General features: G+C 67.6%; 13 protein-coding genes and 1 riboswitch. Of the genes, 2 read left to right on the top strand and 11 right to left on the bottom strand.

The genetic code is table 11. The features are described 5' to 3' along the window. Positions 1-5 precede the first annotated feature (5 nt). Both AC1Z3O_RS28000 and AC1Z3O_RS27995 read right to left on the bottom strand, forming a co-directional pair. Positions 6-1,301: a sensor histidine kinase gene (locus AC1Z3O_RS28000; RefSeq protein WP_483519522.1), complete on the bottom strand. Its 1,296-nt coding sequence runs from the start codon at positions 1,299-1,301 to the stop codon at positions 6-8. Continuing rightward, positions 1,285-1,974, bottom strand: coding sequence for a response regulator transcription factor (locus AC1Z3O_RS27995; protein ID WP_483522043.1), 690 nt, complete (start codon positions 1,972-1,974; stop codon positions 1,285-1,287). The genes AC1Z3O_RS28000 and AC1Z3O_RS27995 overlap by 17 nt, the downstream gene beginning before the upstream one ends. 833 nt (positions 1,975-2,807) lie before the next feature. Here AC1Z3O_RS27995 and AC1Z3O_RS27990 point away from each other — a divergent pair. After that, entirely contained in the window at positions 2,808-3,110 is a 303-nt protein-coding gene (locus AC1Z3O_RS27990) for a hypothetical protein (RefSeq protein ID WP_483519520.1), read from the top strand. 120 nt (positions 3,111-3,230) lie between these two features. Here the strand turns inward: AC1Z3O_RS27990 and AC1Z3O_RS27985 are convergent, their stop codons facing one another. From AC1Z3O_RS27985 to AC1Z3O_RS27975, 3 genes are all read right to left on the bottom strand, one after another. Further along, positions 3,231-3,494, bottom strand: a complete 264-nt coding sequence (locus tag AC1Z3O_RS27985) for a cupin domain-containing protein (protein WP_483519518.1) — start codon at positions 3,492-3,494, stop codon at positions 3,231-3,233. A gap of 303 nt (positions 3,495-3,797) precedes the next feature. Continuing rightward, positions 3,798-5,357: a methyl-accepting chemotaxis protein gene (locus AC1Z3O_RS27980; RefSeq protein WP_483519516.1), complete on the bottom strand. Its 1,560-nt coding sequence runs from the start codon at positions 5,355-5,357 to the stop codon at positions 3,798-3,800. Between the two features lie 150 nt (positions 5,358-5,507). Further along, positions 5,508-5,897, bottom strand: coding sequence for a hypothetical protein (locus AC1Z3O_RS27975; protein ID WP_483519514.1), 390 nt, complete (start codon positions 5,895-5,897; stop codon positions 5,508-5,510). A gap of 41 nt (positions 5,898-5,938) precedes the next feature. After that, a riboswitch (SAM-I-IV-variant riboswitch) is annotated at positions 5,939-6,049 on the bottom strand. A gap of 204 nt (positions 6,050-6,253) precedes the next feature. Between AC1Z3O_RS27975 and AC1Z3O_RS27970 the strand changes: the two genes are divergently transcribed. After that, entirely contained in the window at positions 6,254-7,267 is a 1,014-nt protein-coding gene (locus AC1Z3O_RS27970; RefSeq protein WP_483519512.1) for a helix-turn-helix domain-containing protein, read from the top strand. A gap of 190 nt (positions 7,268-7,457) precedes the next feature. Here AC1Z3O_RS27970 and AC1Z3O_RS27965 read toward each other — a convergent pair whose 3' ends face one another. Genes AC1Z3O_RS27965 through AC1Z3O_RS27940 form a run of 6 tightly spaced genes read right to left on the bottom strand, consistent with a single transcriptional unit; the run spans position 7,458 to position 11,243 of the window. Beyond that, the gene (locus AC1Z3O_RS27965; protein WP_483519510.1) at positions 7,458-7,892 is read right to left on the bottom strand and encodes a cytochrome C; all 435 of its coding nucleotides are present in this window, start codon (positions 7,890-7,892) and stop codon (positions 7,458-7,460) included. Between the two features lies 1 nt (position 7,893). Further along, on the bottom strand, positions 7,894-8,391 hold the full coding sequence (locus AC1Z3O_RS27960) for a c-type cytochrome (protein WP_483519508.1): 498 nt from the start codon (positions 8,389-8,391) through the stop codon (positions 7,894-7,896). Beyond that, positions 8,388-8,903 (bottom strand): methylamine dehydrogenase light chain, encoded by a 516-nt coding sequence (locus AC1Z3O_RS27955; protein ID WP_483519506.1) that lies wholly within the window; start codon positions 8,901-8,903, stop codon positions 8,388-8,390. The genes AC1Z3O_RS27960 and AC1Z3O_RS27955 overlap by 4 nt, the downstream gene beginning before the upstream one ends. A gap of 19 nt (positions 8,904-8,922) precedes the next feature. Continuing rightward, complete coding sequence (gene mauD / locus AC1Z3O_RS27950; RefSeq protein ID WP_483519505.1) at positions 8,923-9,510, bottom strand: methylamine dehydrogenase accessory protein MauD; 588 nt, start codon at positions 9,508-9,510, stop codon at positions 8,923-8,925. Between the two features lie 45 nt (positions 9,511-9,555). Beyond that, positions 9,556-10,107 (bottom strand): MauE/DoxX family redox-associated membrane protein, encoded by a 552-nt coding sequence (locus AC1Z3O_RS27945; RefSeq protein WP_483519503.1) that lies wholly within the window; start codon positions 10,105-10,107, stop codon positions 9,556-9,558. Further along, positions 10,104-11,243, bottom strand: a complete 1,140-nt coding sequence (locus AC1Z3O_RS27940) for an amine dehydrogenase large subunit (RefSeq protein WP_483519501.1) — start codon at positions 11,241-11,243, stop codon at positions 10,104-10,106. Before AC1Z3O_RS27940 ends, AC1Z3O_RS27945 begins: the two co-directional genes overlap by 4 nt. Between the last annotated feature and the right edge of the window lie 301 nt (positions 11,244-11,544).

Below are 11,544 nucleotides of genomic sequence, written 5' to 3'. Positions count from 1 at the left end.
TTTCGTCAAGAAGGCGCCGACGGACTGGCAGTCGCCAATCGGACCTTCACGCAGGTACCTCGGTCAGGCTCGCTGTGCAGTTCGATCGGCCAGCCGTACTGGTCGCAGATCTTCTTCACGATCGCCAGCCCGATGCCGAAACCGTGTACCCGGGTTTCCTCCGGGCCTGCCTGGTAGAGCCGGGTGAAAACGTGTGGCAACGCTTGCGGGGCAATGCCCGACCCGGTGTCCTCGATACTCAGCCAGCCGTCCCCGTACGAGAAGCGAATGTGCCCGTGCGCGGTATGGCGGGCCGCATTGTCAATGACGTTCGAAAGCACAATGGCAAGTGCGGCGCGATTTGTCGTGACCCGCAGTTCAGGGGCGACGTCAAGCACCATGTCGACACCTTCGGCCGCCAGGCGATTGACAAACGGCGCCAGCGCAGTCTCAATCACTTCTTTCAGGTTGAGCGCTTCCTGAGGCTCGGCCGGAGTCTCTCTTGCCAGCATCAGCAACGCGCTGACCATCTCACGCATGTGGTCGGTCGCCTGCGCGATCTGGCGAATCCGCGCACGCGATCTGGCGCCAATCGACGCGTCATGGTCGAGCAATTCGCAGCTTGTCTGGATGACGGTGAGCGGCGTGCGCAGTTCATGGCTGACGTTGCCGGTGAACGCCTTCTCGCGCTCCACCATGTCGGCCATCCGTTGGTGGTAGGCATTGAACGCATCGGCCAGTTCGGCGACTTCCGCTTCGTCATACCTGCCCGGGTTGATCGACGCTGCCTTGCCAAACCGAAGTGCCCTGACTTGCTGCGCCAGGCTCGCCACCTGGCGGACCAGCACACCTGCGAGGCCATACGCGAGCCAGATCGTCAGCACCGCGATGATGCCCGTGCCGGCCATGAGTGCGTTGATCACGAGCTTGAATCGCCGCTCGTAGGCACTGAAGTCGTAGACCCGGTACAGCCTCGCATGATCGAACTGGGTGATGGCGACGTGGATCTCCTGGTCGCCGACGATGATCTCGTGCGTACCGTCTGGCAGATCCTTGACCGTTGTGGGCAGCGCGGCTGGCGCGCGACCCGCCCTGGAAACGTAGCCGTTCATTCGTGCGTCGAACTGCGGCAGCAGTGCCGGATCGCTCCGATACGACGCCAGCAGATTCGCGATGTCATCCTGGATCAGTGCATCGATCAGCCTCTCTTCCTGTGCCTCGGCGAGCGTCTTGACGCCCAGCGCCTGAGCAAGGAGCAGCAGGATCGTTAGCGCCGAGAAAACCAGTGCGACTTTGAAACGCAGGCTACGACGCGTTGGCATCGCTCACCGTAAGCCGGTAGCCGAGACCATGCACCGTCTCGATGAGATTGGCTTCGCTCTCGGTGGAAAGGGCACGGCGCAGGGTGTAGACGTGCGCGCGCAGCGTATCGCTGTCACCAAGCTCCTCGCCCCAGATCTGCGTTTCGAGCTCGACACGGCTGAATACGCGGTTCGGTGATTGCATCAGGATGCGCAACAACTGCAGGCACTTGGGCGGCAGCTTGATGGTGCGGCCGTTGCGTTCGACGACCAGCGTCGCCAGATCGAGACGTACGTCCCCACAGCAGAGCACCGCCGGCGCAACCTGTCCCTTGTAGCGCTTGATCAGTGCGCCTAGCCGCGCGCCGACTTCCTTGAGCGAAAACGGTTTGACCAGATAGTCATCGGCACCGTGCGTGAAGCCAAGGAGTTTATCGTCCAGTGTGTCCTTGGCGGTCAGCATGAGCACCGGCGTGTCCCGGTGCGCCTCCTCCCGAAGTTTGCGACACAGCGTCAGACCGTCCATGCCCGGCAATGCCAGGTCAAGCAAGATGGCATCCCACGGCTGAGCCAGTGCGAGTTGCAGACCGGCGGGGCCGTTCGATGCCCTGTCAACGACGTAACCAGAACCCTCAAGGTAGTCATAGAGGTTGGCAGCAATGCCAGCGTCGTCTTCGATAATAAGTACCCGCACTATGTTTACTCCCAGGCCGCGAGTTTCGAAGGGTGAAATATAAATGCTATACCGATTGGCCTCAGCGGACAGTCGTCCTACCACTACCGCTTTTCGCTGAAGATGGAACCCTTTATAAGTCGGAACGGCAGCTTTTCGGCTGACTCGGCCATCGAACGCGGATACGTCGACTGGCTGAAACTGGCCGGAGATGGTCATACCGGCCCGTGGGAGGGACATTGACGGCTCTTCGCACGTGTCTGCCCATTGGCAGTCGCAGATTTGCGGGTGTCCGGCCAGGAATGCAGGCGGGCAGGAGGTTGCAGGCAGCCGTGCTCGCTGAACCCCCGCTCGCGATACAGACCAGCCCTCACTTCGTAGGTTGGGGCCGACAATCATTTGCCCCTCCAGGGTAGCTACCAATCGAGCAGTGATGAATTACCTGCGGAACGGTGAATTCCCTTTTGCCCGACACGCTCCCTTTGCCGCAAGACAGACTCGGTCAAGGTATACTCGGAGTGTCGCGGCAACCACCGCGACCGGGTTTAGCAGCCCGAACAAGAAGGCGGACGGACCGCCATTTGGCGGTCTTATTGCGTCCGTCGCGCCAACGCACGTCCCTATGGGCGGGCCTTGGCGGGGGAGCCTTCGGGCTCGCCGGTTCCTTCTTGCCGGTCTGCTAACCCTGCCTCGCGCCCGCCCACCCGATTAGCAGCGGGGAGCGGGTCCCAATCCGCTCAAGAAGGAGGCAATCTCATGCCCCGATCCCACCTCGTCCGTACCGGGCCGCCGCCGTGCGCGCAGTCAAGAGCGCTGGCCGCATTGCGTGCAGGTTTCGCAAGTGGAGGCGCCCGATGACCCACCCCCGCCAACACACCCGCTACGGCCTCACCGCCGAACACCGCAACGCCGACATCCACCTTCACACCCGCGTGTTGTGCGAATCGCCGCTGAGCCTGGCCTCGGATAAATCCGCACAGCTCTATGCCTTGCTCTTCCTAGCCCGGGACAGCGCGGAATCTGGCATCTTCTGCGACCTGAACCCGGAGTTCCAGATCAGCGTGCTGACGCTGGCGATCGGGTTGGCGCATGAGACGCTGGTGTTGAGTGAGCTGGCCGCGCAGGGCGAGGCCGACGAAGACGTGCCGGCGGCTTGAGCGGTGCGCGGGAGCCGGCACAGGGCCGGCTCCCGTATGCATCCTATGTCTGGATCAGGGGTGGTTCTGCAATGGGGCGTTCGCTATGCATGCCCCGGGACGGACCGGTGGGTGCTGGCCTCATTTCCTGCCGACCAGGTACTGCACACCCTGCGGGCCATACCGCTCGGCGTGCGGGATGTTTGCCGGCAGGTGGAACACGTCACCTGGCTGGTAGAGCCGCTCCTCGTCGCCGATGCGGATATGGATCTCGCCCGCGAGGATCAGGGCCTTGGCCTCGAAGGGGTGGGCGTGTTCTTCCAGCGCGCCGGCCTCGCGCGTGACGATGACCAGCTCGGTGAAGCCCTCCTTGGCAAGGGCGCTGGTGAAGGCTTCGCGTTCCATGATGATGTCCTCGATCGGCGGGCTGGAGGGACGGCAGATGCCAATGTGGCATGTTTTCACGCTGGCCGCATCGGCTCGATAGCGGACCTCGAATGGAGTTGGATAGGCGTCACCTGATGGCGCTGTCCGGCAGTCGCGGCCTGTGATCGGTGCCAGACAAGCTACCTCGATCCGGCCGGGGCAAGGTCAAGCGCGGCGGCCGCCGCGCGGGTAAACATGCTCCAGTCGGATGCGCAGCACCTGGGACTCCAAGCCGGGCGATGACTCGCCAATGCGCGACCGACACCGAGCCGCCGCCAGATCCTAAGCAGAGTGCGCCGGCGCCAACTTGAACACGCTCACGGCCTCCGCGAGGCTGTTTGCCTGCTCTTGCATCGACTGCGCCGCGGACGCTGCTTGTTCTACCAGCGCCGCATTTTGCAGGTTGACGCTCTCCATCTGCGACACCGCCGCATTGACCTGGCCGATGCCTTGCGATTGCTCGCTGGATGCAGCCGAGATTTCGTTGACCGTGTCGGCCAGGCGGCGGACGGCGACGACGATTTCCTCGATGGTGGCGCCGGCTTGTTCCACCTGGGCGCCGCCAACATCCACCTTGCTGACAGACGAATCGATCAGCGCCTTGATCTCCCTGGCCGCGCTTCCGCAGCGCTGGGCCAGCGCGCGCACTTCGCCGGCAACCACGGCGAAGCCGCGGCCGTGTTCGCCCGCCCGTGCCGCTTCCACGGCGGCGTTCAGCGCGAGGATGTTGGTTTGGAACGCGATGCCGTCGATCACGCCGATGATGTCGGCGATCTTGTGCGAGCCGGAGTTGATGTCGCGCATGGTATTGACGACGCTGCGGACGTCTTCGCCGCCCCGCGCTGCCAGGTTGGCAGCATTGCGGGCCAGCTCGCTCGCATTCGACGCGCTTTCGGCATTGTTGCCGACCGTGGCAGTCAGCTCTTCCATGCTGGCCGCGGTCTGCTCGAGGGCGCTCGATTGCTGTTCGGTGCGCGACGACAGGTCGGTATTGCCGGCGGCAATCTCGGACGCGCGGATGGTCACGGCATCGGAGCCCGCACGTACCTTGACCACGGTCTGCGTCAGGCCGGCCTGCATGCGCGACAAGGCGGACAGTAGCTGGCCGATCTCATTCTTCCCGGCCTCCGGCACCACGATGCTCAGGTCGCCGTCAGCCACGCGCATGATCAGCTGCGAGGCTTCCGTCAACGGCGCCACCACGAGGCGGCGCAGCGCCAGGTGCACAACCAGGATGAGCAGCACCGATGCCACCAGGCCCACGATCACCAGCACGACAACGCGGTCGAAGCGCGAGCGACCCGCCTGAATCTCCTGCTCGCTCAGCGTCGCAGCCAGTTGTTGGAAGCGCTCCACGCCGTCGGAATACTTAGAGCCGGACGCCGCGATGTCTTGATCGTTGAGCGCTGCGAAGCCCGCAAGATCGTTGTTGCGCAGCAAGGCCAGCCCGCGCTTCACGGCATCGACATGCGCGCGGCCGGCGCTGACGACAGCGTCGCGTGCCGACTTATCCTGCTCCGCAGACACCAGGGCCTTTTCAAAGGCATCCAGGTGCTCGGTGGAACGGCTGATCGACCGCTCCGCACTGCCGACGGCCTCGGCGTTGACCCCACCGTTCTCGGCGGCGGCGCTGGACGCCCGGGTCAGCGCCGAGCGCGCCAGGGTGATGTCTTTGTAGGCATCGTTCAGCAGGCGCGCCTGGGTGGAGATCAGGTGGATCTGATCGGCCGACGAACTGGCTGCGCTCAGTTGGCTGACGCCCAGCCCGGCGCCGAAGACGATCATCAGGCCGAAGAGCACGAGCGTCGCCAGCAGGCCACCGCGAATACTTACGTTGTTCATTTGACGGTTCACATAGAAGGAGTCCCGAACAACGTAAACGTCTGCGGCCTGAAGTCTCTGAACCCCTTCGCGGGGAAAATTTGTCTTAGATCAAATTCAGGGCTGTCCGGTCTCCCGCTTCCGGGGCGGTATTGGCGGCGCCGTCGAGAATCATCGGATTCCGCTTCGGTTCGGACGGCCCTGGCGGCCACTGGTGCGCAGGTAGACGTGCTCGAGCCGCACGCGAAGCACGTTCGCTTGCTGCTGCAGGTCTTCGCGCAGTTTGCGGGCACGCGTCTGGCTGACGCCGTGGATCTGCACGATCTGGTCGAGCTGATCGCCGCTGCGGACGGCACGCCGCGTAGCCACCGGAGCGCCCACGGCACGCAACCGGTCGCTGATACCGTCAATGGTGGCGGCATCCGGTGTCGACGCAATGTAGAAAACGTGCAGGAGCCGGTCGCCGGCTGGCGGAAATTCGCTATCCGCGCTGGTGGCACGAGCCGGGGCAGGGGAAAGGGAGGCGGAAGCGGAAAGGAGGGGGGAGGAGGACTGCTGCATAGCTGCTCGCGATTAGGTAATTCGAACCGGTGCGCGCCATGCCGCTCCCGCTTCGTTGCCGACCATCGGCCGCATCGCCTTGAGGCAACCACCTTGCCCGGGATAGGCAGGTTGGCGTTGGTACCGTCGGGTACCAACTCTGGATGCAAGCGTGACTATAGCAGACGGGATGGCGGCGGCGGAAGAGGACGGGGGCGCATGGGCCGCTTGCACCAGGGAGCGCGCGGCACCAGGGTTGTCCCTCTTATGGCGGGCAGGGTGCCTTGGATACACTGCCTTGGCTGCGCTCGCACGCCAGTCCACACCTGGGCCGTGACGGGCGCCCGACAAGGCAAACGCAGAAGGCAGGCGTTCCCATGCAGCCGACCCAGCCACCATCCATCCCGTCTTCTCCCCGTACCGCGCCACCGGGCGCCGTTGCCGCCGCGCGCGGGCTGCGCCGTGTGGTCGCGGACGAAGCCCAGGCCGCCGCGGCGGAATTCGCTGGCTGGCAGCTGCGCTACCAGCAGCTCACGCCCGGCGCGTTCCATGCCGAGGTGGAGCAGGTCGTGTATGGCGACGTCCACGTGTTCCGCGAGCGGACTTCGCAGGCCTTGCTGGAGGAGGGCGAGGCGAAGCCGGGCTATGTCTCGCTGGCGCTGCCGCATGCGCAGTGCGATGGCGGCTGGTTCCACGGCTACCGGATGCATGGGGCGGCACTGCTGTGCGCCGGCAACGGCCAGGCGTTGGCAATGCGCACGCCGCGCGACCTGGACCTGGTCGGCTTGACGATGCCGCTGCCGGCCTTGCAGCGCGCACTGGCGCTGCAAGGCAGCGAGGCCGCGCCGGCAGGCTGGGCAGAACCGGTGCGAGTGCTGCGGCCGGCGGTGGGCGAGGAACTGCGCGCGGCGCTGTTGTCGGTGCTGGCGACGGCCGTGATCGAGGCCGACGTGTTCAGCAACCGCTTCGTCGAGCGCGCGATCCGCGATGCGCTGCTGCTGGCGGCCGCTACCGCGTTGACCGCTGACGACGACCGTGCGCGCGAGACGCTGCCCACTCCCGCCGCCAGGCAGCGGCTGGTGGCCGATGCCTACGAACTGGTGCGTGCCGCGCCCGAGGCGGCATGGAGCGTGCTGGCCTTGTGCGAGCGCCTGGGTGTGTCGCGCCGCACGCTGCAGTACAGCTTCAATGAGGTGACCGGGCTGGCGCCGCTGGATTTCGTGCGCGCGTTGCGCATGAACGGGGCCCGGTCTGCACTGCGTGCCGGCGAGGGCCGGTCGGTGGGGGCCGTAGCGGCGCGCTACGGCTTTCATCATCTGCCGCGGTTTGCCGCGCAGTATCGGGCGTTCTTCGGGGAGCTGCCGTCGCAGACGCTGGCCCGGCTGCGTTGAGGTGGTTCAGCCGCGGGAGGCGGCACCGAGCAGGAAAGCACCATCGGCTTCGTCCTGGCCTTGGCGGGCTGGACAACACCGACGGCTTCGCTTGGCGTGGCGCCTTGCTAGACCGGCCCTTTGCCCATGCGGGGAGAGAGAGCCAAGACCTCGTGCTTGTCCGGCGGTGTGGGCAGCAGGCTGCGCGCCGTCAGCGCGAACCGGACAGGACGGCCGCGCGCTGTGCCGTGACGTCGTCGAGCGGGGCGCCGCGGTAGCGGGTCACTTCCTGCGGCGTATAGGCTGGGTCGGGGGTGCCGCGGCTCAGCGCCGGCACCATCCAGTTGATCAGTTCGGCGATCTCGGCGTCGCCTAGGTCCGAGCCCGAGGTGCCCGGCGCCTGGATCACGAAGGCGCGCCCTGCCGGCGTGGCGAGCAGCAGGGGCAGGGTGGCGCGCATGTCGGGAATGCCGGCTGCCGGCTTGCCGGAGCCGTCCGGCAGGTGGCAGCCGGAGCAGTGCAGCAGGTAGTTGGCCTGGGCGCGTGGCAGCTTGTCCTGGGCCTGCGCTGCCGCGGACACGGTGCCGGCCAGCAGGCCGGTGGCCGCCCAGCAGGCCAGCGCGCGGCGCAGTGCGGCGCTGGCCATCTCAGTGCGCCGCAGTGCCATCGCGCAGTTTGCGCACCGCGCCCGGCGTCTTGCGCTCGGCGCGCGCCTTGGCCAGCATGTCGGCGCTCACGCTGGGGGCGGCCTGTCCGTTCTGCGTGCCGAGCCAGGCCAGCACGGCCAGCAAGTCGTCGTCGGGCAGCGCGGCGAAGGGCGGCATCACGCCGTTGTAGGACTGGCCTTGCGCCTCGATCGGGCCGGCCAGGCCGTGCACCAGCACATTGGCCAGGTAGGCCTGCCCGGCCGGCGAGGCCAGCCGTTCGCGCAGGGCGCCGGCCAGCGGCGGGGCGATGCCGGCGATGCCGGAGGCATCCACGTTGTGGCAGGCCGCGCAGTTGGCGGCGAACAGCGCCTTGCCGTCGGCCGGCGTGCCGGCGGCGGGCGCGGGAGCTGCGGCGAGCGCGGCCAGCAGCAGCAAGGCATACCGCGCGGGCGGGAAGGACCGGAAGGACCGGACGGACTGGAAAGGCAGGCGCGTCATTCCTGGACCCCGAGGATGATGGAGGTGGTGCAATGGAACATCGTGCTGCTGTTGCTCATGCACCAATTGACGTCGTTGTGCACGCCGAGCTTGTAGCCCGGGCGCTCGCGCTCGTTGGTGTTGCACTCGCAGCGCCCGCAGGTGGTCTTGCCGCAACAGTCGTTGTAGCTGACCATGTAGTCCTTGCCGTCGGCCGGGTTGCGGCAGGTGCCCACCCAGGACACACGCGAGGGCTCTGTGCCGGGCGGGCAGCTGGTGGAGCTGCCGCCGCAGCAGGCGCACAGGAAGCCATCCACGGCGCAGTATTTCCAGTAGTCGCAGGAGGTTTCGTCCACGGCCTTGCCGGGGCGGGCGCCGTGCGCGCCGGCTGCGTGCGCGCTGCGGTCGAAGGGCAGTACCGGCAGCGCCAGGCTGCCCACCATCGCCTTGCCCAGCGTGGCCAGCGCGCTGCGCCGGCTGGTGCGCTGCGCCGCGCGGCGGGTCTGGCGCTCGATCAGTTCGTCGAACCACATGACAGGTGTCTCCGTGCCCTCAGGCGTGGGTTTCCAGGAATTGCTGCACCGAGGCCACGTTCATGTCCATGGCGGTGAACAGGCTTTCGAGCTGCTCGCGCGAGTTGACCAGTCCCTTGGCGCGCAGCGTGCCGGCCGCGTCCAGCAGCACGGCGTAAGGCAGCTTGCCGATCTGCAGGTGCATGCCCAGTTCCTTGGACAGTACGTAGGGGAAGTCGCCCAGCCCGGCCTGGCGTTGGAAGGCCAGGTGCTCGGGCTGCTCGCCGTCGGAGGCCAGCACGATGCGCAGCCAGCCGCGCTCACTGGCGGCGATGGACTTCAGCACCGGCAGCAGCTTCTTGCAGATGGGGCACGTGGGCGAGAGGAAGAACAGCAGCGTGCTGGCGGGCTGCACGCCGCCCACGGCGACCGCGCCACCGCGCACGTCCTGCAGGTCGAAGCGGGCCAGCGGCTGGCCTACGCGCGGGCCGGCGTCGATCATCAGCGCGCCCATCGGGGCTACCCGTTCGTAGAGGATGCCGACCTGGCGCGCCAGCGCATAGAGCCCGAACAGCAGCGCCAGCACGACGATCCACAGCACGATATTGGTGATCACGAGAGCAGTCATGGTGAACTCGGCAAGAGGTTGGGAAAGGGAATCAGCCGCAGGGAATCAGCCGCGTGCGCGGCCGGCATTGACCAGCAATTGGGTGGCGGCCAGCCACAGCAGCAGCAGGGCGAGCGCGCAGAAGCCGGCGGCGGCGTAGTCGAGCGCACCGAGCACGCGTGTCCCCCCGGCACGGGCGGAGGCCGCGGCCAGCGCCATGACCGCCAGCAGGCCGGCGTTACGCGCCACCAGCGCGCCGGAGATGGGCATGCTGTCAGCGGCCGCGCCGCAGCCGCAATGCAGCTCGCGCCGGCCGCGCGCCAGGTTGGCGCAGACGGCGGCGGTGGCGAGTCCGGCCACGGTCAGGCCGGCCAGGGCCGAGGCCGGGTGCAGCGGCAGCCCCACCATCAGCAGCGCCGCGCCGGCCTCGGCGGCCACGAAGCTCAGCGCGGCGAGGTGCGTCCACGCTGGCGGCACCAGCGCGTAGGCGGCCAGCGCCGCATGGAAGCGGGGGAAATCGCGCAGCTTGGGCGCCACCGACAGTGCCAGCACCAGCGCAGCGGCGGCATGGCAGGCGGCGGCGGCGACCGGATCGGCCAGCAGGGCGGCGGCGCTCATTGGTGGGCCTCCAGGCGCAGGACATCTTCGCCGACCCCGTCGAGGCGGGCCACGGGCTTGAGCCGGTTGGCGGGATCGAGTGCGACCACGCCGGCGGTGGCGGCATCGAGCGCGTAGAGGGTGGGACGCTCGCCTTGCGTGACCGTGAGCGCCAGCGCATGCTGGCCCGGGCTGCGCGCCAGGCGCTTGTGGCTGGCCAGGTCGACGGTCCAGATCTCCGCGGCGGGCGACTTGTGCGAGCCCTCGCGCCCGCGTGGATGCATGCCCACGTACAGCCGCTGCGTGGCGGCATGCACGGCGAATAGCTGGTAGCCGCCGGGCCGCCAGCCGCCCTTGGCGTCGGCGGGGCCGACCAGGGGCCAGGGCGGGTCGAAGGCGGGGGCTTCGCCGGACAGGTCGGCGCGATAGACATTGCCGTTGAAGGAGACGAAGTAGAGCATGTCGCCGACCTTCTCCGCATGCAGGAAGACCGGATCATGCTGCGGATCGAACATGCGCGTGCTGCGCTTCTGCCCGGCCGGCTGGCCCTGGGTGTCGTGCGAGACGGTCAGCATGGCGCCGTCGCTGCACAGGGTGCGGAAACGCGCGCTCGACGCCGGCGTGACAAAGATGCCCCAGCAGCCGGGCGTCTGCACTTCGGATGCCAGCTTGCCGGCCTGCAGGTCGACGATGCTGACCGAGGTGGCCGGCGTGGCATTCTGCACATAGAGGAAGCGGCCGTCGGGCGAGATCGTGATGATGCCGCGGTAGGGCAGCGACTGCGCGTGGCGCGGTGGGATCACGATCTCGCTGCGGTAGGCCAGGGTGTCGGCGTCGTAGGCGCTGACCACGTCGGTGCGCTCGCCGCGCGACAGGCGCGGATAGTAGGTGGCAACGACGTAGATGGTGCGCTTGTCGGGCGACAGCACCGCCTGCCCTCCGAAACCGGTCGGCACCAGGCCCAGGTATGTCATGCGCTTGCCGTCGACCACGTGCAGGCGCCCGTCCACCATGTGCCGAAAGGCGACGTCGGATATGTAGAGCCGGTTGGCATCGGCCGGTGGGAGCTGGGCGACCGTGAGCGTTTCCGGCGGCAGGTCCTCGGCGCGCGGTGTGCCGGGCGCTGCGGCCAAGGCGGCCAGCAGGGCGGCGGACACGGCGTACTGCCGGGCACCGGGCCGGGCCCGGCGTGGGGGATGGTCGGCTGAAGGGGGCATACGCCATGGCGTACGGATGGTTTGGCGTGGCGCCGGGCTGGCGTGCTTCACGTCGGGCTCCTGTCGAGGCGGGACGGGAACCAGTCTACGGAGGCGGCCGCGGCTGGCGTGAGCCGGAATCGGCAAGGCGGGCACCGGGGATTGTACGGAGCGGTGCCGCTATCGCCGGTTTGCCGGTTTGCCGGAGGACGTCGTTATGGTGCCGACGTGGCGCGAGCCTGGCGCGGCATCACGGCTTGGG

Source organism: Cupriavidus sp. 09_S30 (genome assembly GCF_056930435.1).
The sequence above is the reverse complement of the archived record's forward strand: the minus strand, read 5'-3'. Positions and strand labels throughout refer to the sequence as shown.

Coding starts and splice junctions, on each gene's coding strand:
- AC1Z3O_RS27990 (WP_483519520.1), top strand. CDS start 2,808: ATGACCCACCCCCGCCAACACACCCGCTACGGCCTCACCGCCGAACAC.
- AC1Z3O_RS27955 (WP_483519506.1), bottom strand. CDS start 8,903: ATGTGGTTCGACGAACTGATCGAGCGCCAGACCCGCCGCGCGGCGCAG.
- AC1Z3O_RS28000 (WP_483519522.1), bottom strand. CDS start 1,301: ATGCCAACGCGTCGTAGCCTGCGTTTCAAAGTCGCACTGGTTTTCTCG.
- AC1Z3O_RS27970 (WP_483519512.1), top strand. CDS start 6,254: ATGCAGCCGACCCAGCCACCATCCATCCCGTCTTCTCCCCGTACCGCG.
- AC1Z3O_RS27960 (WP_483519508.1), bottom strand. CDS start 8,391: ATGACGCGCCTGCCTTTCCAGTCCGTCCGGTCCTTCCGGTCCTTCCCG.
- AC1Z3O_RS27980 (WP_483519516.1), bottom strand. CDS start 5,357: ATGAACAACGTAAGTATTCGCGGTGGCCTGCTGGCGACGCTCGTGCTC.
- AC1Z3O_RS27985 (WP_483519518.1), bottom strand. CDS start 3,494: ATGGAACGCGAAGCCTTCACCAGCGCCCTTGCCAAGGAGGGCTTCACC.
- mauD (WP_483519505.1), bottom strand. CDS start 9,510: ATGACTGCTCTCGTGATCACCAATATCGTGCTGTGGATCGTCGTGCTG.
- AC1Z3O_RS27965 (WP_483519510.1), bottom strand. CDS start 7,892: ATGGCCAGCGCCGCACTGCGCCGCGCGCTGGCCTGCTGGGCGGCCACC.
- AC1Z3O_RS27975 (WP_483519514.1), bottom strand. CDS start 5,897: ATGCAGCAGTCCTCCTCCCCCCTCCTTTCCGCTTCCGCCTCCCTTTCC.
- AC1Z3O_RS27945 (WP_483519503.1), bottom strand. CDS start 10,107: ATGAGCGCCGCCGCCCTGCTGGCCGATCCGGTCGCCGCCGCCGCCTGC.